We start from the raw sequence: 25,667 nt of genomic DNA, 5'->3' as shown, positions 1-25,667 counted from the left end.
CATGGCGCAACCATTGTTTGAAAAAGTTGCATTTATCGGACTCGGGCTAATAGGCTCGAGTTTGGCACGTGTAATGCTGGCAGAAAACTTAAGTCGGCATATTGTGGCATCGACCCGTTCTGAAAAAACGCTGCAAGATGCTTTGGAATTAGGATTAATTGAACAAGGCTTTAACAATCCTGTAGATGCGGTACAAGGCGCAGATTTAGTGGTGTTGGCGCTACCTGTGCAAGCCACAGAAAAAGTCTTGCGATTAATTCAGCCACATTTGGCAGATAATGTAATTCTGACCGATGTAGGCAGCACCAAAGGCAGTGTCGTGGCTGCAGCCAAAGCGGTTTTTGGAGAACATTTACCTGCAGGTTTTGTACCCGGGCATCCAATTGCTGGGGCAGAGCATACAGGCGTGCATGCAGGCAAGGTTGATTTATTTGCCAATCACAAAGTTATTTTGACACCATTGCCAAGCAGTGCGCCGTGGGCAGTCAATAAACTGATTCAAATGTGGGAAAGCGCCAAAGCCGAAGTAATTTGCATGGATGTGGAAAAACATGATGAGGTATTGGCGTATACCAGTCATCTTCCACATTTAATGGCCTTTAATTTGGTCGAACAATTGGCAAATCGGGAAGATAATTTAGACATTTTCCGCTATGCTGCAGGTGGCTTTCGTGACTTCTCACGTATTGCTGCCAGCGATCCACAAATGTGGCATGACATTTTCTTGGCCAATAAAACTGCATTGTTAAAAGCGGTGGATGGCTTTGAAAGTCAACTCGCGATTATTCGCCAACTGATTGAACAAGAAGACTCGCATGCTTTAATGGGCTTGCTTGGACATGCACAAGCGGCACGACAGCATTTTAATCATATGCTCGCCAAGAAACCTTTTATGGAGAACAATAACGTGACACAACAATTTACGATTTTGCCAGGTGCTAAGACTTTCCAAGGTAAATTTACCGTACCGGGTGACAAATCTGTGTCACATCGTTCAATTATGTTTGGTGCAATTGCCGAAGGCACTACGCATGTGACAGGTTTCCTTGAAGGTGAAGATGCATTGGCGACTTTGCAAGCATTTCGTGATATGGGTGTGAGCATTGAAGGCCCTAAAAATGGTGAGGTCACCATTTATGGCGTAGGTATGCAAGGTTTAAAAGCACCTGCAGGCCCAATTTATATGGGTAACTCAGGCACATCTATGCGTTTGTTGGCAGGCATGTTGTCTGCACAGCAGTTTGATTCTGTTATGACAGGTGATGCGTCACTGACCAAGCGTCCAATGGAACGTATTGCTAAACCATTGCGTGAAATGGGTGCACAAATTCAAACGACGGGTGAACGTGGCACACCGCCAGTATCGATTACAGGTGCGCAAGCGCTGAAAGGTATTCACTATGATTTGCCAATGGCATCTGCACAGGTGAAATCTGGTATTTTATTGGCAGGGCTTTGGGCAGAAGGTGAAACTTCAGTGACTGAGCCTGAACCAACGCGTGACCATACCGAACGTATGTTACGAGCATTTGGTTATGAAGTGAAAACTGAAGGTAACCGTATTTCATTGCAAGGCGGCGGTAAATTGGTGGGTACAGATATTCAAGTACCTTCTGATATTTCATCTGCGGCATTCTTCATGGTGGGTGCAGCCATTACAGAAAATTCAGATGTAACCTTAGAAGCGGTGGGCATTAACCCAACCCGTACAGGTGTGATTGAAATTCTGAAACAAATGGGTGCAGACCTGAGCGTGGAAAATGAACGTATTGCAGGCGGTGAACCAATTGCAGATATTCGTATTCGTGGTTCACGTACTTTAAAAGGGATTCATGTTCCTGAAGATCAAGTGCCATTGGCAATTGATGAATTTCCTGCATTGTTCATTGCTGCAGCTTGTGCTGAAGGTCAAACTGTACTGACAGGTGCTGCAGAATTGCGCGTAAAAGAATCAGACCGTATTCAAGTGATGGCAGATGGTTTAAAAACCATGGGCATTGACTGCACACCAACTGACGATGGCATCATCATTCAGGGTAAAGGCAAAGCAGGCGACTGGTCAGCGATATTTACAGGCGGCGAGATTGAATCACATCATGACCATCGTATCGCCATGAGTTTCTCTATGGCAGGCTTGCGTACTTCTGGTGAAATTAAAATTGTAGGTACAGAAACAGTAGCAACAAGTTTCCCTACCTTTACTGAGCTTGCAGGTGTGGCAGGTCTGAATATTCAAGTGACAGAATAAGCCAAAACGATAGGGGCTGCGATGAAGAGTCGCAAAGCCTAGACTTTATGCTGAAACAGCCAAGCTTTTGCTTGGCTGTTTGCGTTTTATTGCTTATGCTAAACCCATACAAGAAAAAAGCCTTTGGGTTCGAGCATGCGCAAATTAAAATTTATGGCGAATTGTGAAAATAAACAAGAGTTACAAGATTGCACTCTGGCACAGAATTATGTGGCGAATTTACTTTCACAAAACTTATCTCATTATGGCTTTCAAACGTTGCCGCAGAGTGGTGCACAAGTCGCTGTAAGTGTAGATCAACATGCGCTGCCTTTGGCAGTAAACTGTCAAAGCCGTGGTGAAGATGGGCATCTTGTTTGTGAAATTACTTCATACCCAAATGAGGAACAAGACTGGCTAGAACGAATTACCGAGCAAAGTTTATTAAATCAATTGGCGCAAGCGGTAGAAAATACTCTGAAAGAAGACCAATCTTTTAGTGAGTTTGAATGGAAAGGTTAAACCAAGCTGCAAAGACGTTGGATGTTTAAAATTTATACTTGATTTTTAAATTAAAAATAGGGTCTGTTGACATTTCATAAAGGCAGCCACAGATAAATACAAGCTAAGGCAACTGCGCTTCGAAAGTTTCGCTTTAGTTTATCAAACCGTGTAGCAATTCCTCGGAATTGCTTCAAACGGCAAAAAGCATTCTCAACTAAGTGTCTGATTTTATATAAATACCAGTCCATATGATCATTACTTGATTTCGTGTTTGATTTCTTCGGTATATTCGCTTTAGCACTTTAATTTTTAATCTGCTCTCTTAATATTTCAGAATCATAGCCTTTATCCATACAGACTATTTCAGTGTCAGTTAAATCTAATTGTTCGACTAAAATAGGGGCAACTTTGACATCATGGGTGGTTCCATCTGAAATAATAAATTCGATCGGGTTACCGTGAGAGTCAACAGCTAAGTGAATTTTAGAATTATTACCCCCAACACTTTTTGAAATATCCTGATTAGGGATTTCTGCTGAATGTTGGTGTGCTCTAACATGAGTAGCATCAATAAATATCCATTCACGATCAGCGTTCTCTGAGAATATTTTAAATATTTTCATTATCTTATCTTTATTAGACCAGCGATTGTACTTTTTAAAAATTGAGTTTGGATTACCAAAAACCTCGGGTAAATCTCTCGAAGGGCATCCTGTTCTAATACGATATAGGATTGCCTCAAAAAAATTTCTCAAATTTGATTTGAGATAAATATTAAAATTGCGAGAATAGCTTTTAACTTAGACCAGTGTTGATCATTCAACATTGTACGAGGTATAGCGAGTAGTGAATTTGGTTTGGCGATTGAATTTTACTATCTCGCTATTTTTTTATACAGCAAATGTCAACAGATCCTATTAATTTTTTAATTGAAATGTCATCTAAATGACACATCGCAACCGTATATTAAGCAGCAAGAACAATACAACAAAATAATTTTTATTTAACCCGCTTAATTTGGGAGAGTTAAGTGGGTTTTTTATTGCCTAGAGAAATGTTGCAAGTACTATAAAAAAAATAAGCTCAACTGATCAGAGTGAATCAATGTTTTTTTAAAGCAGACACTGAAATAAAAGCACCTCAGCCTCCACGTTGGATTGATCTAAGAGATCATCTTCTAGCAATACAACGCAACGTGTTTTTCCGATAGGGTTAAACAAAAACACGCATTGGAGTTTGTTGAAAGCTGCTGCTATAGTGAGCGCAGTATTTTTTATTTAGGTGGTTTATGCTCGCTTTAATTTCTCCAGCCAAGACTTTAGATTATGAAACTGCATTACCAAGCGATGAATATACTCAACCTAGATTACTTCAACATTCACAAGAGTTAATTGATGTAGCACGTAAACTTTCTGCTACAGAAATTGCCAGTTTAATGAGTGTCAGTGAAAAAATTGCCACTTTGAATGTCGAGCGTTTTCGTGACTGGCAAGCAGAGTTTGATCTTGCCAATGCACGTCAGGCCATGTTTGCCTTTAAAGGTGATGTGTACACAGGCTTAGATGCTTATAGTTTATCTGCTGCAGAGATTGAGTTTGCTCAACAACACTTGCGCATGCTTTCTGGCTTATATGGCTTATTGCGTCCATTGGATTTAATGATGCCGTATCGTTTGGAAATGGGCACTAAGTTGCATAATGCGCGCGGTGAAAATTTGTATCGTTTCTGGGGCGATATCATCACCAATTTAATTAACCAAGATTTAAAACATAACCAGTCGGCATTATTAGTTAATCTAGCTTCCGATGAATATTATAAGTCGGTGCAGGAAGCAAAAATTCAGGCTGAAATTATTAAACCTGTATTTTTAGATCAGAAAAATGGTAAATATAAAGTCATCAGTTTTTTTGCCAAAAAAGCCCGTGGTTTGATGGCACGTTTTATCATCGAGAATAAATTAGAACGCGCAGAAGACTTAAAAGCATTCAATAGTGAAGGTTATTATTTCGATGCAGACAGTTCTTTAAAAGGCGAATTGGTCTTTAAACGTGACGAGCAAGCCGCCTAACTGTCGGTTTAATCGTTGAATCTCCCATCATGCTAACCTATGGCAGATGGGGGCGAGACTGACCAATCTCCTGTTTGTACTCTTAAAGCTGTTTAAAGGCTTCTATGGCACGTAATCGGCTAAGTTTTAAATCTACAATTGGATGAGGATAATCCAGTTTTAGGTTTGGATTTTTCACATACGGTTCATGAATGTTTTTGGCATCTAAATGTGCCAGTTCAGGTAGCCATGTGCGAATATAATCACCATTGGGGTCAAACTTTTGTGATTGGCTCACAGGGTTGAAAATCCTAAAATAGGGCACTGCATCTGTACCAGTCGAGGCACACCATTGCCAGCCACCGTTATTGGCAGCCAAATCACCATCAATTAAATGTTGCATAAACCACTGTTCGCCCAAGCGCCAGTCAATTAACAGGTTTTTGCACAGAAACATTGCGCAAATCATTCTGACTCGATTATGCATCCAGCCCGTTTGCAAAAGTTGTTGCATGCCTGCATCCACAATGGGGATGCCTGTTTTTCCTTGTTGCCATGCTGCTAAACCTGCAGGATCATTTCGCCACGCCACCTGCGCGGTCTGATCTTTAAAAGGGCGGTGCTTTGAAACTTTGGGATAATCAAACAAAATATGTTGATAAAACTCACGCCACAGTAATTCATCTAACCAAGTTTGTTGCCCTGTATTTTCAAGATGAAAATGTCCTTGTGAATGCGCAAAAACCGCAGCCAGACATTGCCGAATGGAGAGAATGCCACAGTTTAAATACGCAGATAATTGGCTGGTACCAGACAACGCTGGAAAATCACGCTGTTGCTGATAATCTTGCATTTGTTCACGCGTAAAATCATCCAACAATTGCTGTGCATGTTGTTCCGTGACTGCCCATAAATTTTGTTGTGCCGTTGGAAGTGGGTCGAAACCTAAGTGTTCTAAACTTGGTACAGTAGAGAGATATTGTTCAGGAAGTTGAATCGACGTTTGAGCTTGTGGCAGAGGAAAGCAACGCGGAATACTGACACTCAACTGTTGATAGGCATATTTTTTAAATGCGCTGAATACCTGATACGGTTTCATGCTCTGATTGCGCACCGTACCCACAGGAAAAAGCGTGCGGTCATGGTACAAAACCAAATCCTGACCGTGTTGGTTCAAGGTTTGTTGAACTTCAAGATCACGTTTTAGCTCATTCACTCCCAATTCAATATTGGCATAAATATTTTGAATCGGATGAGAGTCCTTCAATGTTTGGCATAGTTGGAGCAGTGTTTGTGCAATGTCAGCCCAAGATGGTGTAATTTGAACAATCAGTGGGATATTGAGTTGTGCGAGTTCGTCTTTTAGTGCATTTAATTGACGCAAGTAAAAGTCAATTTTAATGGGCGCATCGTGATGTAAACGATATTGCTGAGGCGAAAGAATCACCACGCCAATACAAGCTCCTGCTTGGCTAGCATGCCAAAGTGCGGTGTGATCTGAAATTCTTAAATCTTGTCGGAACCAAACTAAATTATAGTTTTGCATGGGAAGAATGCTTGATGTGAGCGCTAGAAAGGTGACTTCATTATAAGCATGACTGGGTAAAATTGTCTTAAATGCGAAGGGTTTAATTGTCCAATAAAACGACAATGTGCTGTGTTGATTTTTCCTGTAATGATCTTTCCGCAATAGTCTGCCTGAAAGGATCTTTCAGTCATGTGCTTATCCTGAATTTTAGAATGACAAACAAAAAAGGCAAAGTAAAAATACTTTGCCTTTTGCTTCGGTCAATACTGATCTTAGTGGTGATGACCACCCGCACCGTGTACGTGACCGTGATCTAATTCTTCTTGAGAAGCTTCACGGATTTCAATGATTTCAACTTCAAACGTTAAATCTTGACCAGCAAGTGGGAAGTTTGCATCAACAATTACGTTGTCGCCTTCAACTGCTTTTACAGTTACGATTTGAACGCCATCATCAGTTTGCGCTTGGAATTGCATGCCTGCTTGGATGTTGTCTACACCTTGGAACATTTGTGCAGGAACTTCTTGTACTAAGTCTGGGTTGTATTCGCCATAACCTTCAGCTGCAGGTACGTTTACAGTAAATTTTTCACCTACTGTTTTACCTTCTAACGCTTTTTCTAAACCAGGGATGATATTACCTGCACCATGCAAATAGGCAAGTGGTTCACCTTGAGATTTGTCGAGAGTTTCACCCTCTGCGTTAGTCAATGTGTAGTGGAAAGAAACCACGAGGTCATTTGCAATAGCAGTCATGTTATTGATCCATTCAATTTTTTAAGGGTACATCATAAAGTGAAACGTGGAATTTGTTATAGACATTTCTGCAAATTCTTCACTTTTCCGAGTTTTTTATGACATTTTTTAGTTAATCGGGGCAATTTTTATAATTTCAATGCAAATTTGTGCGTCATACCTATAAATTTGCAGATTTTATTGCAGGCTCATTTTAAGCCCTTTGTATGATGTGTAGATGACAATAAAAAAGATGGGACATTGCCCATCTTGGTGATATTTAATTCTTGAGGATCATCGGCTTCTAACCGAGTGAAGTTTTCTCATCTTCTACAGGTTGATGGCTAAAGAAATTAAACAAACTGCCAAACCACATCATGATTCTTTCAAAAATATTGGCTTCAACAATGTTGACCTGTTCTTCAATTGCAAAGCTGTTAATCAATTGATTATTTTGATAAACGTGTACGGTTGCCAGTTTCATAACCTGTGCCAATGGCGCAGTCAGTAACTTTTCAGACAATTCAATATTGACATGCGTTTGTGTACGCTGTGCAGGTTCAAGTGTTTCTAATTCGCCCTGTGCATTCACAAGTTGTAGACGTTGAGTACTTTGATCAAACTGCGACAAGTTAATTGCATATGGCTGTTCATACAATGATGTCGTCACAAACTTTGGCTGACTGCTTTCAATCTTAAACATGCGTAAGGTCGATTTCACCACAGGCAATTCTGCAATCATTTGTTTGGGTTTAATCGCGACTTCATTACGGGTATAGCTATAAGCTAAATTTAATAATTGATGTGCCACTTCAGCACGTTTTTGCGCACTCTTGGTTCCCATCACCACCACCACTAAACGACGCTCAGGTGCAGCACTATCCAATGTTGGGCGGTTTGCAGTTAAGGCAAGGTTGTAGCCTGCAGCTTTGGTGAAGCCTGTTTTTAACCCATCTACACTTGGGTCTTGTTTTAATAATATATTGGTCGCACGGTGAAAGTGCTGATTGTAGGTAAAACTAGTTTGTTTTGAATAAGCCAAATAATCGGGTGTTTCAGTCACTATCGCTTGTGCTAAACGTGCCATATCTGCCGCAGAAGAATAATGACTAGGCATAGTCACACCAGACGGATTCTGAAAATGTGTGTCTTGCATACCCAAAGCTTGCGCTTCCTGATTCATTCGGGCAATAAACTGCGGCACACCACCTGCAACACGTTCACCTAAAGTGAGTGCAGCATCGTTAGCAGACATAATAATTAAGCCTGCCAATAATTGATCTACCGAAATCTGCTCACCTGCTTTTAGATACATTTGTGATTCATCCCACATCACTTGTTCTACCACAGGTGTTGCGGTCAAAATTTCATGTCGGTCTAATTTACCTGCCTGAATATCTTTCAGCACAATATAGGCCACCATCATTTTAGTGAGTGAAGCAGGTGCACGTTGTACGTGACTATTGTGTTCTGCAATCACTTGCCCAGATTGTGGGTCTAAAATTGCCCATGCTTCGGCTTCGACACTTTCAGCTTGAATATTCAATAATGCGGCATGCGTGATTGCGCTGCAGAGCCAGCAGAGCGCCGCAATCAGATAGATAACACGTTTCAAAGAAGTTCCTTATTTACACCAATCCATTGGTGTCACAATGGTTTTAAGCAGCAAAAACAATAACAATTGACTAGGGAATGCTATGCCTTTTTTGCTCAGATGGCTACCCATAAATGCAGACAAATCTCATCTTGACGCATCAATTGCTAAAAAAATGTTAAGCTTGTGGTCAAGTTCTTATTTATACATTTTGTATTGCCCATTATGTTGCATTATCAAATCGAATTTGACGATTATCGTCAGCATCTTATGCATGTCACAGTGCGTTTTTTGGCTAATCCTACTCAGGTTTTATCGCTACCTACTTGGATTCCAGGCAGCTATTTAATTCGTGAATTCTCCAAACATCTTGAATCGGTACGTGCTTATGATGAAGCAGGGCGTATCCTCAAAATTCAGAAATTTGAAAAGAATAAATGGCGCTTATTTAATACCGATCATGAATTGATTACGGTGGAATATGATGTCTACGCTTATGATTTGTCGGTGCGTGGCGCTTATGTCGATCAGACGCGTTTATATGTCAATCCTGCCTGTGCTTGTTTGGGCTTAGATGGACAAGAAGACAAAGCCATTGAAGTTGAAATATTTTTACCAGATGAGCTGAAGCATTTTCAGCTTGCAACAGGTTTGATTGCAAAAAGTTTGGTAAAAGGGCGTTATACCTTAAAAGCCAAAAACTATGCCGAACTGATTGATGCACCGTTTGAATTGGCAGAACAAACTCGTTTTAGTTTTACCGCAGCAGATATTCCACATGAATTTGTGGTTTCGGGTAAACATGCAATGAATGCTGCACGTATGCAGCAAGATATTGAAAAAATCTGTGCCACGCAAATTGCTATGTTTGGTTCTGCGCCATTTGAAAACTATACCTTTATGACCATGGCAACAGGCAATAGCTATGGCGGTTTAGAGCATCCAAACAGTACCAGTTTAATTACACCTCGTGATGATTTGCCGAAAGCTAACGAACCTGAACAACCTTCTAAAGATTATCAGCGCTTTTTAGGTCTGTGCAGCCATGAGTATTTTCATAGTTGGTTGGTGAAATTCATTCGTCCTGAAAGCTTTGTGAATTATGATCTGAATCAGGAAGGTTATACATCGCTGTTATGGATTTTTGAAGGCTTTACGTCTTATTACGATGATTTGTTATTGCTGCGTAGTGGTGTAATTGATCTGGCGGCTTATTTGGAGTTGCTCAAAGCACAAATTGATCGTTATTTGCAAAATCCGGGTCGTGCGATTCAAACGGTAGCAGAATCTAGTTTTGATGCTTGGGTTAAGTTCTATCGTCAAGATGAAAACTCGAACAATGCAGGAACCAGCTACTATAACAAAGGCTGTTTGGTGGCTTTATGTTTAGATTTGGGCTTGCGTTTACGTGGTTCAAGCTTAGATGCCTTAATGCAGAAATTGTACGCTAATGCGCAACAGGGCATTCAAGTGCATGAGCGCACTATCTTTGAATTATGTAAAGAATTGACAGGAGATGATTGGTCGGAGCAAATCAATCATTTAATTAACACGACTGATGAATTGCCGCTCGATCAGTTATTGCCTGAATTTGGCGTTGATTATCAGCTAAAACAGGATAAGTCTTTGCCGTTTGGTTTAAAATTGGCAGATAAACCTGAAGGGGTGTTGGTACAAGCTGCCCATCGTGAAGGTGCTGCGGCAAAAGCAGGACTTTCTGCGCTTGATGTGATTGTTGCGATTGATGGCTTAAAGGCATCTGTAAAATCACTTGAGCAATATGCCAAACAGGATGCAGCTTATACTGTTCATGCATTCCGCCGTGATGAGTTGATGACTTTTGAACTGAATGCTGCGCAGATTGAATTGCCAGAAGTGGCATTAAGCGTTACAGATCAGGCAAAAGTAGAACAGTGGTTAAAAGGCTGAGTTAAAGTTTAATTTAAAGTTCAGCTATAAAAAAATGGATGCTTCGGCATCCATTTTTGTATCTTGAACAAGTTGAGTTTTGACTCACCAACTCATTAACGTGCCCGACGTCCACGGCTTTTGGTATTAGGGCGTGTAGTACCATTGGTCTTACGACGAGGTTTCTCACTTTCTTCCATTTGCCAAATACGTGGCGTACCTGATTTTTTCTTGGTAGTGCCATCTTTATTTTTCTTTTGATGGATTGGCTTGCCACCCGTACCACCAGGTTTTTTCACATAAGAACGCGAGCGATACGGTTCAGCAGCAGGCACATCTTTAAAATCAGGATACAACAACGGTTCAATTTCTTTGGTTTCACCAGGCTGTAAACCCAATTGCACCAAATCAATTGAACCAATTTTGGTACGAATTAAACGCAAAGTTGGAAAACCAACCGCAGCCGTCATACGACGTACTTGGCGGTTGCGACCTTCACAAATTGAAATTTCAATCCACGAAGTAGGTACAGAAGCACGGAAACGTACAGGAGGATCACGCTCCCACAACCATTCAGGCTCATCGACTTTATACGCTTGCGCAGGTAAAGTTATTCCATCTTTCAGTTCTACGCCTTTACGCAATTGTGCTAAGGCATCTTCAGTGACATCACCATCGACTTGAACCAAATAGGTTTTGTATTTTTTATTGGCTGGATTGGTAATAAACTGATTCAAGCCGCCATGATCAGTCAAAAATACCAAGCCTTCCGAATCCATATCTAAACGCCCAGCTAAACGTAAGTCTGGATCATCTACAAAAGCCGACATGGTGAGATGTTTTTCATCTTCACGGAATTGAGAGAGAACGTCATATGGTTTATTTAAGATGACGATTTTCATAAGAAGTGCTTCTTTAAATTCAACAAATTGGGAAAATTGAGAGTATTTAAAAGGAAAAACGGGCGATTTCCAATTAAATCGCAAATACAGTGTGTTTAAGATGGGTCTATTATGCGATAAGAATAGGGGAAAGTATTGCTTAAAGACAATTATTTTTGTGTGTGTGCATTAAACTACAGAAACAGACTAGGCATCTATAATGCATAAAATTAAGATAAACGTGTATGAATATAAATTAGGATGTTATGCAACAAGGTCATTGGTGCTTTATACTCTTCTTTAGCTTTTCAATGCTGGCTTTGCTTAGTGCATGTCAGCCACCCGTGTCTGGCAAGTCTGCAGGAATTCAAACCCCGTATTTATACTGGAAATTGCAACAAACTGAATTCGCAGTGACTCCACTACAAATTCCAGTGAAAGGTGTAAATTTTGCTCAAATACAAGATACCTGGGGGGCAGCACGCAGTGAAGGGCGAAAGCATCAGGGGACTGATATTTTTGCGGTGCGTGGTACAGCCGTCATTGCGGCGACAGATGGCGTTGTGCATAAAATTGGTTTAGACCGCTTAGGTGGAAAAGTCATTTGGATTACTGGGCCTGCATTAAGCCAACATTATTATGCACACCTTGATGATTATGCCGAACATATTCATGTGGGAGACTGGGTTGAAGCTGGTGAAGTTATTGGTTTTGTTGGCACGTCAGGCAATGCCCAAAACACGCCGCCACATTTGCATTATGGCATTTATCTACGCGGGCATGGGGCTGTGAATCCTTATCCATATTTACTAGCAAGTTCACGCTAACCTCAGCTCTAATATTTTATAAATATGACATATTTTTAGCATTTATGTTTAAAGCCTATTCATATTAGGTAGCCGTCATTATTTTTAGGACAAACCATTTAATCATGAAAATTTACCAAGTTGATGCTTTCAGCCATGAATTGTTTAAAGGCAATCCCGCCGCCGTGCTTGTGAGTAAAACATGGTTAGCTGATGATTTAATGCAAAATATCGCATTGGAAAATAATCTGTCCGAAACCGCTTTTGTCAAAATGATAGATGCAGAAAACTTTGAAATCCGCTGGTTTACCCCCATAACAGAAGTCGATTTTTGCGGACATGCCACACTTGCCAGCAGCTTTGTTTTATTTAAGGATTATACAGAGGCAAATACAATTCAATTTCATGTGAAAAATTTGGGGATTTTTACAGTTCAGCAACAGCAAGATGGCAAAATTTGCATGAATTTCCCGATACGCGCTGCCCAGAAAGTTGAAGATTATCCCGATATTTTACGCCAAGCTTTGACTAAACCATTTAAAAATGTCTATATCAATGCGCAAGCTTATATTGTGGAGTATGAATCGGTACAAGATGTGCTAGATGAACAGCCGAATCTTGAATTATTAAAACAATTGGGACAATTGCGTACAGCTATCACAGCACAGTCGAGTGATGATGTTGCGATTACTGCTTCTAAAAATGCACAGTATGACTGTGTGTCGCGTTATTTCGCACCCGCTATGGGCATTGCAGAAGACCCTGTTACAGGCTCAATTCATACTGCAATTGCACCACTTTGGGCAGAAAAATTGCAGCAAACTGAACTTGTGGCTTATCAGGCTTCAGCCCGAGGTGGCATACTGTATTGCAAGATGTTGCCTAATGGTCGTATCGAAATTTCAGGTTATGCACAGCTATATTTGCAGGGCGAAATCATGATTTAAACTATGTCCTGCATTAGATTTCTTTCATCCTTTAAAAATGATCAAATGCATAGTCAAATTTACGATTGATCATTGCTTTATTTTTGTCATATTAAGTTTTCATCTTTCTTTATTGGAAAAAAGCTGAGATGAGAGTAGTTTGCAAGTTTTGCTTGGTTTAAATCATATATTTTGCAAATTTTTACGGTTGATTTAATCGCAGCTTGGTATGCTGTTAAGCTCAAGTTGAAAATTGCCATTTTCGATGGCAAATCAAAAATAGAATGAAATCAATCGGGAAAAAGAAGTTGCTACGTTTTAAAACCCTCACTTTATCTTTATGTGTACTGGCATTCAATGGCGTGGTTTTCGCCCAGCCAGTTTTAGTAAAATCTCAGCAAGAAATACAAGAATATCAACTTGATAATGGCTTAAAAGTCATTTTGGCACCCAATCAAAAAGAAAATAAAGTCTTTATGAATATGGTGTATTTAACGGGCTCATTGAATGATCCCCAAGGCAAAGGTGGTTTGGCACATTTGTTGGAACATTTGGCATTTAAAGGTACAGAAAATGTACCTGCCGAGGAATTTCAGCGCCGTTTAGATCAATATAGTTTAATGCACAATGCCAGCACCGACTATTATTCGACTAAATACACCAACATCATTCGTCCTGAAACTCGCGCAGTCAATGAGATGATTTATCTTGAAGCGGAACGCATGGATAAGTTGGTCATGCAGGAAAAATATGTGCCTGCCGAAATTGCGATTGTAAAGCGTGAACGTGAAGTGCGGATGGATCAACCGTTTTCAGTCTTGATAGATCAGGTGTGGAAATCGGCCTATGGCAATCAGTATTTCGGACGCTTACCTATTGGCGATTTAAACGAACTGCAATCCATCAAAATGCAGGAATTAAATCAATTTTACCGCACATGGTACGCGCCGAATAATGCCATTTTAGTGATGACAGGCAAGTTTGATCAGGCAGCGGTGTTAAAACAAATTGATCAACATTTTAGTCCAATTGCAGCACGACAAATTCCCAAACAAGTACAAGTGCCTCGATTAGACAGTAACAAAATTCAGCAACGAAATTTTGTGGTACAAAAGGGCAGTCAACTGGCCAAATTTAATCTGTATTTAAATGGCAATGACGAAAAGATCAAAACCGCTTTGGCGCTGTCACCTTATTTACATACGTTGCAACCGAGTGGGCATTTGTATCAAGCACTGGTAGAAACAGGCAAAAGTACCATGGTGCAGTCCAGCACTTGGTTAGATCAAGATTTTAATTTGGTGCTGATGGGGGCTTTGTATGCACCGAATCATGATGCCAAGCAATTACAAGCTGGCTTGAATCAAAGTATCGAGCAGGCAAAAAACTTTGATGATGCCGAGTTACAACGTGTGAAAAACTTGATTCAAAATCAGGCAGACAGTGTAATGAATGATGCGGTGGCTTTGGGTGGTCGCTTGAGTGATTATGCTGTGGCTTATCAGGGTGATTGGACACAATATTGGCGTGATTTAAACAATATTCAACAGTTAAATGCAGATGAACTAAATCAGCGTTTAAAACAGTTCTTCACTGCACAGCATCGGGTCATTGGCGATATTCAGCCCACACCTGAAGATCAAAAACAGGCACTCACAGCAAAAAATAATCTAAATACAGCAAAAACTTTAGATCAGCAAGATACACCTGTTACACCTTTGAAAGATGTGAAAAGTTATCAGCAAGAAGTGACAGACTATGTGCAAAAATCTAAACAAGCTTTGATTCAAAATGAAAAAAAGATTCAGCGTGGCAGCTTAAAAAATGGTGCCAAGTATGCATTATTTCCAACCGCAACTCGTGATGATAAAACCTATGCCACTATTTCGGTAAATTTTGGTACGGCACAATCTTTATTTAAGCAGGGCGAAATTTTAGATTTAACCGCGTATTTGTTGCTGCGTGCATCTCAAGAGCATAGTTTGCAAGACATCGCCGATCAGTCAATTGCTGCAGGTGGTTCGGCTTTTGCACAAGCCGATGCTAATGCGATTCATATTCAAATTGTGGCAAAAAAAGAAAAGTTTAATGCGTTTTTTAATTTTGTTTTAGATGTCATGCAAAACCCAAGTTTTGAGCAAAGTCAGTTTGATTTAATTCGTTCTCAAAGTTTATCCAGTTTAGAACGACCTTATACCGAGCCTGAAACTGTGGCTGCTTTGACTATGGCGCGTTTAATTGAAATTTACCCGCAGGGCGATTTACGCTATCACTTCGAACCTGGATTTGCGAAGCAACAACTGCAAGCTGCAACCCAAGCGCAGGTGCAGCAGTTATATCGTCAATTTTTCGCCATGAATTATGCACAGATTGCCATTACAGGTGAGTTTGATCCGAAACAAATTAAAAAAACTTTAGTTCAGCGTTTGGGGCAATCGCGTAATACGGAAGTGTATCAACGCTTAGATTCAGCCTATACGGCATATCCTGCGAAAAAGTTGCATGTATTGGCAGAACAGCGCGAATTTGGCAGTTATCAAAGTTTATTGACCTTGCCTTTGGGCGTAAATCATCCTGACACACCTGCCATGATGGTGCTGAGTTATATTTTGGGCGAATCGCAATTGTCTTCACGTTTGGCGCAAGAATTACGTGAAAAAAATGCATTGGTTTATGGTTTTAGTAGTGGTTTGAGTTTAAGTGAATTTGAACAATCGGGTGCGCTCAGTATTTCTGCGCAATACAGTGCAGGCAAGTCGGCTCAAGTGTCACAGGCGGTGCATAAAGTGTTGCAGGAATTGCGCCGTGATGGTGTCAGCTTGCAAGAAGTTGAAGCTGCAAAAGCCGATATTTTGAAAAAACGTGTGACTGCCTTGGAAGATGAACGCAGTATCCACCGTATGTTAGTGCCACAATTAGAACAAGGTCGTGATTTACGTTACCGTGAGCGACGTGATCAAGCGTTAGCAAAACTCAGCAAAGCCGATGTAGATGCTGTGATTCAGAAATATTTACGCTTAGAACATTTGCTTGAAGTAGCCGCCGATCAATATGGTCAAGCCAATGTTGAGGTGCTGCCGTTAAAGCCGCAGTCTAAATAAAGATTCAATTTAATTTTGAGCAGATACAAAAAACGCATCCATTTCGATGCGTTTTTTGTCTTCAAGTTTGCTATCTATGCTCAATTGGCTAAAGCTTTATAAACGATAAAACTGTTTGGCATTATGATGAAACACTTGCTGCAAAGCATTTGGATGATAGGCCGCAACAATATCACTAGTCGCATCAATTAAATTGACCAAAGACGTGCTCACTCGATCTATTGGAAAATTGGAAGCAAACATCAACCGATATATTCCAAAGCTTTGTAAGGCATGCTGAATCAGTGGTGCAGTTAAATCTATAATTTCCTGTTTTGAGGCTTCACGTTTTTGCAAGTGAAATTGATGTCCTAAAACAGGCATAAATAACCCTGAAATTTTGCTGTAAACATTTGGGCAGTGTGCCAACTCGGCAATATCTTCTTGCCAACGAAATAGAATATTTTCTCGTGCTGTTTTGGTCACGCCTGTATGTGTGCCAACTTGCCCGAACAGCCCCGCGGGTGTGCCCAAATGCTCAAGCACAATAGAAGTTTCTGGAAATTGTTTGGCCAATGCCAAGACATCACCCAATTGGGTCGAATACGTCCATGCATCAAAACTTAAATTATATTGCGCCAAAGCTTCAAAACCTTTTAGAAACTTTTTGTTCCGATATAAGTGTGGTTCGTCTGCCCAAGCAAAAATCCCGCGATCTTCATGCACGGCTGCCATTTTACGAATTCCGCGAAAATGCGGAGAAGCTTTGTGATGTAATTTGAGAATTTTCTTAAAATTAGAATCGCGCGGGTCTGCAGTGGCGACAATCGCGCCCAAAGCCAAACCATTATTTTTAAAATCCAGACTTTCTATAAATTCGGTTTCACCAACTACGCCTTTGCCTTTATGGTCGTGCCAATTGGCTTCAATATGCACGACTTTTTCAGCCGTATAAAAACCTAAGTCACGGGCATAATGCTCAGGTAAATAGGGCGATGTGACGTGCTCGGTGCGTCCTAAAGTTTCAATGAGTGTTTTTGGTTTTATCAGGCGGATGGTTTTATCTAGCAAATTGGGATGCTTGCCCAAAAGCTTAACAGCAAGTCGTGCGCTGTGCGGCGTGTTGTACGGATCCCACTGATGAATATGTGCATCAATGAGTGCAAATCCTAGGTTCTGCATAATCATCCTGTTTTTATGACGCTAGTATTTCACTATTCAAAGCCATCATGTTGCAAAAGGGAAGGGTTATTTATCGAAAAACTACAAATTTGAAAAATTGCCGCAATAAAAAAAGCCCTGTAGGGCTTTGTTTATACGCAAAATTAATGATCGTGCGAGTGGTCGTGATCATGTTTATGGGTATGGAATTCTTCGTTGTGGCGGAAGCGCAAATAGTTTTCAAACTGTTCGCAATATTCGTCATAGTTATCTTCAAGCATCATTTGAAATTGCTGCAAGATATATGACATAACTTGGTCTTTGGCATCGCGCATTTCATTGCCATCTTTAAAATTATTGGCTGCCACCCAAGTATTAAAACGTGCAGTAGCAAATAACATGGCAGCACTCACCTGACCACGAATTTCGGCAGGTTTTACTGTCGAGCCTTTTTCAAAATGACAGAAGCCATTGGCCTGTTTAATAAATTCATCGGCACGTTCAAAAAAAGCCGCATTTAATGCTTCTTCTTCGGTTACATCGGTTGCTTCAATCTTTTGAACCATGAATTTTTCCTAAGCTAAAAATCTGAATGTTTCATTATAGGCAAAGCCTTGCAGAAACAAAACCTTTGCCTTAAGCTAAAAATAGCCTAAGCAAAATTGGAGTGGTTGATGCAAGATGCGATTGCGGTACAAAGTTTAAAAAGCGACATTGCTTTATTACGTCAAAATATTTGGCCACCCGTGCAACTTGCCCATGTTGAAGGCTTGCCGATTTATTATGGAACACGCGCAGAAGTAGCAGAATACTATAAACAATGGACAGGGTTGATTGAACGTGCACAGGATTTATTTCAGCCTTTTATGCAAGATGCAGTCATTGATGCGGTGCATTTACCCAGTCATTTGAACTTGCCCTTATTTTATTTTCATGTCGATCGGATTCGAGTGAATAAAACCCGCGCCAAAGAATCGAAAACTTTTCGGGGGATTGCCAGCCTGATCGAAAAATGTGGGCAATTTGAACCGCAGGAAATTCAGCTCATGCAGCGTTGGTTAGACAGTGATGACAATGCAGCACTGGTGGCACATCGTGAGTTTATTGATTTGCGTACTTATGTGTTTCAGCATGGGCAAAGTGACTACACGCGCACCCGTTTTTATGTGAATGGTATTGTATTAAGTGTCGAACCATATTTTGAACTGGTCGATGCCCGAGATAAGCCACGTAAGCAGCGTAGTGACAGTTATCAAGACCCTTTGGCAGATAACCAAACATGGAAAGTATTTGGTAAATATCGTTAATCTTTTAGAAAGTTTGGAATTTGCAGATTAAATACTAATCTAAGATATAAAAAATAAGCTCAACATGAAATGAATCCCTGTTGAGCTTAAATGTGATCATTGATTGATGATCAAACTTCAACTACGACCAAAAAGGCTGACTTTCAGCAAACTGCTGTAAATCCTGTTCAATCTGTATGGAAATATGACGTTCTTCCGACGCAATCCAACCCAATACAAACCATGTTTTCGGTTCAGTTTGAGCATGGCTTTCATATAGACCTTGTGCCACCATTAAATCATTAAAATGCCCTAAAGTTTCCTGTAATGGTTTTAGGGTTTTTAAATACGTTTTGACGTCATCTTCTGCAAATAAACTACTCACAAACTCCACGGTATAGCGTAAACGTTTTACACGCTTACGCGTGCGGTGTTTAGATTCCACATCCAAGGTTTGGAAATGACCTGTATCATCACAAATTTGTTGATGCATTTTCTGCAAGCGTTTACGTAATACTTTTTTGAATGGTTTTGATTCTGCATCTGCAATCGCAGCCGAATGTGCAAAACTCATAAGTTGTAACAGTAATAAGGTTGTGGTCGGTGAGCGGAAAATTGCATCAATCGCAATGTTTTCAGATGCTGCAGGTGGTAGTTCGGTAATAGGTGAGCCTGCATTTTCAAGTTGCGGAATCAGACTCTCGCGCAAAGCATCTTGATCGCGGGTCGAACCTAACTGCTGAAAAAGTGTCGCCAATTGACTTTCCCAATTGTTATTTGCCAACGCATCATATTCAGCAAAAATTTTTAAGGCACTGCGTAAACGTCGAATGGCAACACGCGCTTGATGCACATGCCCACTGGCATAATCTTGACTGGCAATCGCAGTTGCATTTGGCAGCAAGTGTGCCAAACAATTCTGGGTAATTTGCGCCAACAACTCATGCATATTTTCGGGGTGTTGCAATTGCAAGGTACTTTGCTGCTGTACAGGAATCATGGTTTCATTGTTATACAGCATATTGCCACGCTGCGATTTACTGCGTGTGTCGAGCCATAAATGATATTTTTTAATCCACGGCTGAATATAGGCAATTAAGTCTGCAATTTCACCTTGTTTCAGTTCAAACTCAACTTCGTAAATTTCAACCGAATTTTTGCCTTGGCGGATTTCACCTAAATCAAAAGCAACTTCAATTTGGCTGTTTTTATAATGTGCCAATTGGCTGTAGCGTAAAACATCGGTTTCAAACTGCAGGGTTAAATCTACCTCTGAACCGTCTAAGGCTTTTTTTAAAATCTTTCGTGCTTGTTTATGATTTTCATAACATGCCAAATCACACAATTCAGGCGCATCATGTCCTAATTCATGTTCAAGCTCAAAGCGTTCATAATGTTGTGGACTAGGCGCTTTTAAAGTTTGTTTCCAAATATCGCCCTCTAAACGCTGACGCAGGGCAATGCGTTGCTTGGCTAAGTGCTGTTCAGGACTATCATAATATTTAGCCCATAAGCGTTGTTGTTGAACCAGTTTGTTCTTTTTAAATGCTTTTTCAAATGCCGCACGATAGTTGTGTGGAATTTGAAATTTTAATTCTATTTCACACATCGGGAATGCCCTCGATGAAACAAGATAAGTTCTCTTTACTATAGTGTAAATCTATAAATGAACAAGGGGAGAACTGTGAACAAAAGCTTGAAAAATAATATAATTTGTATTCAGTTTTTAACACAAAGCAGCCGAATGAATATTCACAAGGCTGCCGTTGTATTGCAGTATTTTTAGCGTGTGCTTTGAGGATGTTAAGGATACTTATTTTAAGAATTTACGGCTCACCATAAATTGTTCTGTCGCTTCCAATAAACGCTGTGCATACACTTCCTGTTTTGCAGTGAGCCAACCTAAAACAAACCAGTCGCTCGCTTCCAATTCAGTTTGTTGAATGTATGCTGCAGAAGATGCCAACACTTGATATTCCTGTGCTGCAAGCTGTGCATCATTCAAAGCTTTACTATATTTCTGCAAATTTTTGACATCATAAATATGCGTCAAAATGGGGAAGCTAAATTTTAGTTCCTGAATACGCAAAGCCAGTTGATCTAAACTTTCAAAATCGTGAATATCACTGTGCTGTAATTGTTCATGCAACTGCTTATATTGCTGTTGCAACGTGTTTTGTGCGGCAGTTTTTAAGTCTAAACCTGAGTGATCGCTCGCGGCTAAACTAAACATCAATAATTCTAAATAGTGATGCACATTTTGCGTTGAACGGACTAAATTGACCAATTTTTCTTGGGCGTACAAGGTATCTTTTTTTAGGTTCTCTGCAGTCGTCGGGTTCTGTAAAAATGCGCCGAGTGTGGCTTGCATGTGTTCCAAATGCTGCAGGTGATCAAAATGTTGTTTAAATGCTGCAATTTGCATTGCCCATTTATCGCCTAAATGCTTCGACCAATCTTTAAATAAGGATAGTGTTAGTTGTAAATGTTGCAAAGCGAACTGCGCCTGATCAATATGACTTTGTTCGGCAACTTGAGCAGAAATTGCGGCAATATTGGGCAATAAATGCTGTAATTGTTGTGCAATTAACAGGCGTAAATTTTGGTCGGCATGGTCTTTTTTACTGAATTGAAATTCTTTGCTCTGAGCCGCAGGGCTGACTTTTTGCTGCACAGAAAGCAAATGTCCAATTTCTGCTTTATTGCGCACATCCAGCCATAAATGAAATTTTTTCACCCATTCAAAACTAAAAGCCAGCAATTGCTGAATTGAACCTTGTTTCAGTTCAAACTCAACTTCATGTACTTCAACTTCAACTTCAGCATCTGCACAACGAATGTGACCAACATCTAAACTGATTTCAATGTCAGTATCTTCAACGGTCATTAGTCGTGAGGTACGTTGAATATCGGTTTCAAATTGTAGTTGCAACTGATCCCAATTTTGTCCCAAAGCTTGATTTAGCAATTGTTGTGCTTCGGGAATACTTTGATAAATTTGCAGATCAAGTTGTGGTGGAGTATCTGGATTTTCAGTTGGCGCAAGTGGATGGTTATGTTCAAAACTATGAAAATGACTTTGACCTGCCGCTTTTAAAGTTTGTACCCATTGCTCACCTTCTAAACGCAGTCTTAACGCCATGCCATGATGCGCCAAGCTGTGCGCAGATGTATCAAAATAGCGTGCTTTTAATGGAATTTGAGTCGATTTTTTCGGGTCTAAAGTTTTGAGTAGTGCAGTACGACGTGCGACTGGAATTTGAAATTTTAATTCAACTTCGACCATGAAAAATATCCTGAACGTAAAGCATGTTGCGCCAAAGCAGCGGCAAACAAATTGGTATTATAAATTTGTGAAAATTGCAGAACTAAGGTTTTGCAAAAGTGCGTTTGATTGTAACCAAAATATGCCAAGAAGTAAGGCTTGACCTTGGCTTTTTTAGGGTCTGTTGGCATTTCCTAAATGGCTTGCGCTGTAGGCTAAAACTGAGCAGATCAGGCATGAAACGCAGGGAATAGTGGGTCTATTGCCAAGTTTCATAACGCAATCTGAGAAAGTTTTAGCCACAGCCTTTCAGGACAAGCATATTTTTTGCTGCTATTGCGTTATGAGTCAGTTATTTAGAACGACTAAATTTCCTGTCTCATGCCTTATATCAGCTGAAAAATATGCGTTGTCGCAAACATAGACGAAGTGTCAACAGACCCTTGAGTTTGGTTTTTTTTTGGCTTAGTTTAAAGTGTCGTTGAGCGTAGCAAAAATAATTCAAACCTATAAACATCAGGATGATGAACATGAACGCAGCATTAAACCCCGAATTTGAGCCGACACCAGATCCCGAGTTTGAATTGCCAATTCAGGATTATTCAACATTTTATCGCTTTTATTTAACTGAACACCGCAACATTATGAGCCGTCGTTTGCACGTTGTTGGCAGTAGTATCGGTTTATATTGTGTGAGTAAAGCCATACGCCATAAAAAAGCCAAATATGTACTCTATGGTTTGCTGGCAGGCTATGCTTGTGCATGGGTCGGGCACTTTGTTTTTGAAAAAAATAAACCTGCCAGTTTTAAACAGCCTGTGTATAGTTTTATTTCAGACTGGCGGATGTTTGCCGATGTTTTGCGTGGTCATTTAAGTTTGCAAGATCGTGCTAAAGATAAAATTCCAAGTTGAATTGAGCGCTTAGTTATACCGTTTAGGCAAAAACTAGACGATATGTGATTATTTTCATAAAAAATGTACAAATAAAATTAATTTTTTGTTGAAATGATAGAGTGAATATTCTAATAATGTGTCATCAAATTTATTGATAAAAGTTTGTGACTTTCCAAGCCTAGAGTGACCTTTCTCTAGGCTTTTTTTATGTGAAAAATTATATTCAGAATGGTGTTAAATCAGAAATCATTCATCTTTAAGCAAGGATATAGAGCAAGCAGGTTACTGATAGAGCGGCATGAAAAAATATAGACACATGATCATTTGTCGCATCCCCACATGCGCTCTGGCACAAATGATCATGTGTCTAAATGGGCGACCTAAATATGTCGTTATTCGCTGTAGTCACCCGTATGGATTTTAAAATCCATATCTTATTGAACTGGTTGCAGTTCTTGTTTTGCGCAGTTCAATTAAAGCTAAATCTATCTTTTAGCGCTATCACTAGAATTTGGTATTTTTAAGTTTTTGACTCAATAAAACCCAAACAAAATAGAAGCTTATAGAGCCTATATAAAAAAACTTGTTGAGCCTGAGGTTCTGACGCATGCCGCCTGAATGTGTAATAATACAGACCTTGTATTATTTGTGGCTGAGATTATGCGCGGTTTATATTTGATTACCAATGATGATCCTATCGAACTGCTTTTGGCAAAATTAGAAGGGGCGATGGCAACTTATGAAGTCGCGGTGTTGCAATATCGCCGTAAAAATGTGCCTCAAGCTCAGCAGGCATACGAAATTGAATATATGAAATCGATGTGTGATCAATACAAAGTGCCATTTGTGATTAATGATGATCTTGAAACTGCAGTGAAATATGGTATTGGCGTACATTTGGGTCAAGAAGATGGCTCTATTGTTGAAGCGGTTGCACGTTTACCACAAGATGTATTGATTGGTCGCAGTTGTAATAACTCGATTGAATTGGCAGAGCAAGCGATTGCCGATGGTGCAAACTACGTGGCTTTTGGTGCAGTCTATGCAACTGAAACTAAACCTGAGGCAAGTACACTTACATTAGACACGCTCACACTGGCGAAGCAACAACTCAATGTGCCAATTTGCGCGATTGGTGGTTTAACTGTTGAAAACAGTCAGCCTGTCATTGAAGCAGGTGCCGATTTATGTGCAGTGATTAGTGATATATTAAGACGTCCGATGCATACTGTTGCACAGCGTGTTTATGATTGGTCTGCACTTTTCAAAGCAGACACTTAAAGCAGACAGCTAATTTTTTATTTTATTTTTTGAGTTGAGTGCCTCCATGAGCTTATCTCCAAAGCAAGAACAATTGTTTAAACAAGCCAATAAGCATATTCCAGGTGGGGTCAATTCACCTGTACGCGCATTTAACGGGGTAGGCGGAACCCCTGTATTTATTGAAAAAGCCAAAGGTGCTTATTTGTACGATGTCGATGGCAAACGCTATGTCGACTATGTAGGTTCTTGGGGACCAATGATTTTAGGTCATGCCCATCCTGCTATTATTCAGGCGGTGCAAGCTGCAGCTGAAGATGGTTTGAGTTTTGGTGCGCCAACGGTGCATGAAACGACTTTGGCCGATATTATTTGCGAAATTATGCCTTCAATTGAGTTGGTTCGCATGACCAACTCAGGTACAGAAGCCACCATGACCGCAATTCGTTTGGCGCGTGGTTATACAGGTCGTGACAAAATCGTCAAATTTGAAGGTTGCTATCATGGACACTCAGATTCGCTGTTGGTCAAAGCAGGCTCTGGACTTTTAACCAGTGGTGAAGGTGAAGCGACTTCTGCGGGTGTTCCTGCCGATTTTGCTAAACATACGCTGACTTTACCGTATAACGATATCGCCACCTTAAAAGAATGTTTTACAAAGTTTGGTGCTGAAATTGCAGGGGTGATTGTTGAGCCAGTTGCGGGCAACATGAACTTGGTTAAACCAATTGATGGTTTCCTGCAAGCAATTCGTGATGTCTGCGATGAACGCGGCTCAGTCTTTATTATTGATGAAGTAATGACAGGTTTCCGTGTTGGCTTAGGCGGTGCTCAGGCGCATTATAATGTTAAACCAGACTTGACCACACTCGGTAAAATTATTGGTGCTGGCTTACCAGTAGGTGCATTTGGTGGTAAACGCGAAATCATGGAATGTATTGCGCCATTAGGTAAGGTGTATCAAGCAGGTACTTTGTCTGGTAACCCGTTGGCGATGCGTGCGGGCATTGAAATGTTTAAACATTTACGTGCCGAAGGTTTTTATGAAAATTTAACTGCGCAACTGGAAAAATTGTTGGCAGGCTTACAAGCTGCGTCAGATGAAGCAGGTATCCCGTTCAAGACGCAACAAGTCGGTGCTATGTTTGGTTTGTATTTTACTGACCAAGATGACATCACCAGTTTTGATTCTATGCTGAATTGCGATGTCGATGCTTTCCGTAAATTCTTCCACGGAATGTTGCAACGTGGTGTGAACTTGGCGCCATCTGCTTTTGAAGCAGGCTTTATTTCATCTGCGCATAGTGATGAAGATATTGCCTACACCATTCAAGCTGCAAAAGAAACATTTGCGGAAATGAAGGCGTAATTTGACCTCTGCTTAACACTGTCCTAAAAGGCATAGATATCTCCAAAATATCTATGCTTTAGGTTAAATTGAAGACATACTCTTCAATTTAATATCAAAGGCTTAGATCAGCGTCTTGTTAAACACTAAAATAGCCTGGTCAAACTAAATATGAATCCTATTACTTCATTTGCTCCCGCCATCAAAGATATAGCT

19 protein-coding genes and 1 pseudogene are annotated in these 25,667 nt (G+C 40.3%); 11 read left to right on the top strand and 9 right to left on the bottom strand.

Annotation, left to right across the window (positions count from 1 at the left end; genetic code table 11):
- Position 1: 1 nt before the first annotated feature.
- Complete coding sequence (locus FTU92_RS04160) at positions 2 to 2,248, top strand: bifunctional prephenate dehydrogenase/3-phosphoshikimate 1-carboxyvinyltransferase (RefSeq protein ID WP_154320591.1); 2,247 nt, start codon at positions 2 to 4, stop codon at positions 2,246 to 2,248.
- 135 nt (positions 2,249 to 2,383) lie between these two features.
- Positions 2,384 to 2,749, top strand: coding sequence for a hypothetical protein (locus FTU92_RS04155; protein ID WP_004972981.1), 366 nt, complete (start codon positions 2,384 to 2,386; stop codon positions 2,747 to 2,749).
- A 74-nt stretch (positions 2,750 to 2,823) separates the two neighbouring features.
- Here the strand turns inward: FTU92_RS04155 and FTU92_RS04150 are convergent.
- A pseudogene (locus FTU92_RS04150) lies at positions 2,824 to 3,569 on the bottom strand (IS5 family transposase).
- A 450-nt stretch (positions 3,570 to 4,019) separates the two neighbouring features.
- On the opposite strand from FTU92_RS04150, the gene yaaA reads away from it, so the two are divergent.
- On the top strand, positions 4,020 to 4,799 hold the full coding sequence (yaaA, locus tag FTU92_RS04145) for a peroxide stress protein YaaA (protein ID WP_180095691.1): 780 nt from the start codon (positions 4,020 to 4,022) through the stop codon (positions 4,797 to 4,799).
- Between the two features lie 82 nt (positions 4,800 to 4,881).
- Here yaaA and FTU92_RS04140 read toward each other — a convergent pair whose 3' ends face one another.
- From FTU92_RS04140 to FTU92_RS04130, 3 genes are all read right to left on the bottom strand, one after another.
- On the bottom strand, positions 4,882 to 6,324 hold the full coding sequence (locus tag FTU92_RS04140; protein WP_180095689.1) for a deoxyribodipyrimidine photo-lyase: 1,443 nt from the start codon (positions 6,322 to 6,324) through the stop codon (positions 4,882 to 4,884).
- Positions 6,325 to 6,578: 254 nt separating this feature from the next.
- The gene (gene slyD, locus FTU92_RS04135; RefSeq protein WP_096901865.1) at positions 6,579 to 7,061 is read right to left on the bottom strand and encodes a peptidylprolyl isomerase; all 483 of its coding nucleotides are present in this window, start codon (positions 7,059 to 7,061) and stop codon (positions 6,579 to 6,581) included.
- A gap of 283 nt (positions 7,062 to 7,344) precedes the next feature.
- Positions 7,345 to 8,655: a D-alanyl-D-alanine carboxypeptidase family protein gene (locus FTU92_RS04130; RefSeq protein ID WP_179988814.1), complete on the bottom strand. Its 1,311-nt coding sequence runs from the start codon at positions 8,653 to 8,655 to the stop codon at positions 7,345 to 7,347.
- Between the two features lie 204 nt (positions 8,656 to 8,859).
- On the opposite strand from FTU92_RS04130, the gene FTU92_RS04125 reads away from it, so the two are divergent.
- On the top strand, positions 8,860 to 10,563 hold the full coding sequence (locus tag FTU92_RS04125; RefSeq protein ID WP_180095687.1) for a M61 family metallopeptidase: 1,704 nt from the start codon (positions 8,860 to 8,862) through the stop codon (positions 10,561 to 10,563).
- A gap of 95 nt (positions 10,564 to 10,658) precedes the next feature.
- Here FTU92_RS04125 and FTU92_RS04120 read toward each other — a convergent pair whose 3' ends face one another.
- Positions 10,659 to 11,444, bottom strand: coding sequence for an rRNA large subunit pseudouridine synthase E (locus FTU92_RS04120; RefSeq protein ID WP_180043807.1), 786 nt, complete (start codon positions 11,442 to 11,444; stop codon positions 10,659 to 10,661).
- A 245-nt stretch (positions 11,445 to 11,689) separates the two neighbouring features.
- Between FTU92_RS04120 and FTU92_RS04115 the strand changes: the two genes are divergently transcribed.
- The 3 genes from FTU92_RS04115 to FTU92_RS04105 all read left to right on the top strand — a co-directional run bounded on the left by FTU92_RS04115 (position 11,690) and on the right by FTU92_RS04105 (position 16,256).
- Entirely contained in the window at positions 11,690 to 12,250 is a 561-nt protein-coding gene (locus tag FTU92_RS04115) for a M23 family metallopeptidase (protein ID WP_180072563.1), read from the top strand.
- A gap of 104 nt (positions 12,251 to 12,354) precedes the next feature.
- Positions 12,355 to 13,176 (top strand): PhzF family phenazine biosynthesis protein, encoded by an 822-nt coding sequence (locus tag FTU92_RS04110; RefSeq protein WP_004973001.1) that lies wholly within the window; start codon positions 12,355 to 12,357, stop codon positions 13,174 to 13,176.
- A 263-nt stretch (positions 13,177 to 13,439) separates the two neighbouring features.
- Positions 13,440 to 16,256, top strand: a complete 2,817-nt coding sequence (locus FTU92_RS04105; RefSeq protein ID WP_180095685.1) for a pitrilysin family protein — start codon at positions 13,440 to 13,442, stop codon at positions 16,254 to 16,256.
- Positions 16,257 to 16,352: 96 nt separating this feature from the next.
- Here the strand turns inward: FTU92_RS04105 and FTU92_RS04100 are convergent, their stop codons facing one another.
- Positions 16,353 to 17,417, bottom strand: coding sequence for an amidohydrolase (locus FTU92_RS04100; RefSeq protein WP_179989590.1), 1,065 nt, complete (start codon positions 17,415 to 17,417; stop codon positions 16,353 to 16,355).
- Between the two features lie 143 nt (positions 17,418 to 17,560).
- Positions 17,561 to 17,962, bottom strand: coding sequence for a DUF3144 domain-containing protein (locus FTU92_RS04095; protein WP_004973007.1), 402 nt, complete (start codon positions 17,960 to 17,962; stop codon positions 17,561 to 17,563).
- Positions 17,963 to 18,070: 108 nt separating this feature from the next.
- Between FTU92_RS04095 and FTU92_RS04090 the strand changes: the two genes are divergently transcribed.
- Positions 18,071 to 18,703 carry a hypothetical protein gene (locus tag FTU92_RS04090; RefSeq protein WP_167846097.1) on the top strand — a complete coding sequence of 211 codons (633 nt, stop codon included), beginning with the start codon at positions 18,071 to 18,073 and terminating at the stop codon, positions 18,701 to 18,703.
- Positions 18,704 to 18,824: 121 nt separating this feature from the next.
- On the opposite strand, the gene FTU92_RS04085 is transcribed toward FTU92_RS04090, so the two are convergent.
- Both FTU92_RS04085 and FTU92_RS04080 read right to left on the bottom strand, forming a co-directional pair.
- Positions 18,825 to 20,291, bottom strand: coding sequence for a CHAD domain-containing protein (locus FTU92_RS04085; protein WP_167846096.1), 1,467 nt, complete (start codon positions 20,289 to 20,291; stop codon positions 18,825 to 18,827).
- Positions 20,292 to 20,495: 204 nt separating this feature from the next.
- On the bottom strand, positions 20,496 to 21,968 hold the full coding sequence (locus FTU92_RS04080) for a CYTH domain-containing protein (protein ID WP_180095683.1): 1,473 nt from the start codon (positions 21,966 to 21,968) through the stop codon (positions 20,496 to 20,498).
- A 503-nt stretch (positions 21,969 to 22,471) separates the two neighbouring features.
- Between FTU92_RS04080 and FTU92_RS04075 the strand changes: the two genes are divergently transcribed.
- The 3 genes from FTU92_RS04075 to hemL all read left to right on the top strand — a co-directional run bounded on the left by FTU92_RS04075 (position 22,472) and on the right by hemL (position 25,472).
- Positions 22,472 to 22,861: an Mpo1-like protein gene (locus FTU92_RS04075; protein ID WP_373686042.1), complete on the top strand. Its 390-nt coding sequence runs from the start codon at positions 22,472 to 22,474 to the stop codon at positions 22,859 to 22,861.
- A gap of 642 nt (positions 22,862 to 23,503) precedes the next feature.
- Complete coding sequence (gene thiE / locus FTU92_RS04070) at positions 23,504 to 24,124, top strand: thiamine phosphate synthase (RefSeq protein WP_180095679.1); 621 nt, start codon at positions 23,504 to 23,506, stop codon at positions 24,122 to 24,124.
- A gap of 46 nt (positions 24,125 to 24,170) precedes the next feature.
- Complete coding sequence (hemL, locus tag FTU92_RS04065; protein WP_180037635.1) at positions 24,171 to 25,472, top strand: glutamate-1-semialdehyde 2,1-aminomutase; 1,302 nt, start codon at positions 24,171 to 24,173, stop codon at positions 25,470 to 25,472.
- The last annotated feature ends 195 nt before the right edge of the window (positions 25,473 to 25,667 follow it).

Source organism: Acinetobacter sp. YH12205, assembly GCF_013418125.1.
GTDB classification, from domain to species: Bacteria; Pseudomonadota; Gammaproteobacteria; order Pseudomonadales; family Moraxellaceae; genus Acinetobacter; species Acinetobacter towneri.
This window is presented reverse-complemented; position numbering and strand designations above follow the sequence as displayed.

What these genes read in the sequence shown, in the direction of transcription:
- FTU92_RS04105 (WP_180095685.1), top strand. Translation starts at nt 13,440, where the DNA reads ATGAAATCAATCGGGAAAAAGAAGTTGCTACGTTTTAAAACCCTCACT.
- yaaA (WP_180095691.1), top strand. Translation starts at nt 4,020, where the DNA reads ATGCTCGCTTTAATTTCTCCAGCCAAGACTTTAGATTATGAAACTGCA.
- slyD (WP_096901865.1), bottom strand. Translation starts at nt 7,061, where the DNA reads ATGACTGCTATTGCAAATGACCTCGTGGTTTCTTTCCACTACACATTG.
- FTU92_RS04115 (WP_180072563.1), top strand. Translation starts at nt 11,690, where the DNA reads ATGCAACAAGGTCATTGGTGCTTTATACTCTTCTTTAGCTTTTCAATG.
- FTU92_RS04095 (WP_004973007.1), bottom strand. Translation starts at nt 17,962, where the DNA reads ATGGTTCAAAAGATTGAAGCAACCGATGTAACCGAAGAAGAAGCATTA.
- FTU92_RS04075 (WP_373686042.1), top strand. Translation starts at nt 22,472, where the DNA reads ATGAACATGAACGCAGCATTAAACCCCGAATTTGAGCCGACACCAGAT.
- hemL (WP_180037635.1), top strand. Translation starts at nt 24,171, where the DNA reads ATGAGCTTATCTCCAAAGCAAGAACAATTGTTTAAACAAGCCAATAAG.
- FTU92_RS04100 (WP_179989590.1), bottom strand. Translation starts at nt 17,417, where the DNA reads ATGCAGAACCTAGGATTTGCACTCATTGATGCACATATTCATCAGTGG.
- FTU92_RS04120 (WP_180043807.1), bottom strand. Translation starts at nt 11,444, where the DNA reads ATGAAAATCGTCATCTTAAATAAACCATATGACGTTCTCTCTCAATTC.
- FTU92_RS04160 (WP_154320591.1), top strand. Translation starts at nt 2, where the DNA reads ATGGCGCAACCATTGTTTGAAAAAGTTGCATTTATCGGACTCGGGCTA.
- thiE (WP_180095679.1), top strand. Translation starts at nt 23,504, where the DNA reads ATGCGCGGTTTATATTTGATTACCAATGATGATCCTATCGAACTGCTT.
- FTU92_RS04125 (WP_180095687.1), top strand. Translation starts at nt 8,860, where the DNA reads ATGTTGCATTATCAAATCGAATTTGACGATTATCGTCAGCATCTTATG.
- FTU92_RS04140 (WP_180095689.1), bottom strand. Translation starts at nt 6,324, where the DNA reads ATGCAAAACTATAATTTAGTTTGGTTCCGACAAGATTTAAGAATTTCA.
- FTU92_RS04090 (WP_167846097.1), top strand. Translation starts at nt 18,071, where the DNA reads ATGCAAGATGCGATTGCGGTACAAAGTTTAAAAAGCGACATTGCTTTA.
- FTU92_RS04110 (WP_004973001.1), top strand. Translation starts at nt 12,355, where the DNA reads ATGAAAATTTACCAAGTTGATGCTTTCAGCCATGAATTGTTTAAAGGC.
- FTU92_RS04155 (WP_004972981.1), top strand. Translation starts at nt 2,384, where the DNA reads ATGCGCAAATTAAAATTTATGGCGAATTGTGAAAATAAACAAGAGTTA.
- FTU92_RS04085 (WP_167846096.1), bottom strand. Translation starts at nt 20,291, where the DNA reads ATGTGTGAAATAGAATTAAAATTTCAAATTCCACACAACTATCGTGCG.
- FTU92_RS04080 (WP_180095683.1), bottom strand. Translation starts at nt 21,968, where the DNA reads ATGGTCGAAGTTGAATTAAAATTTCAAATTCCAGTCGCACGTCGTACT.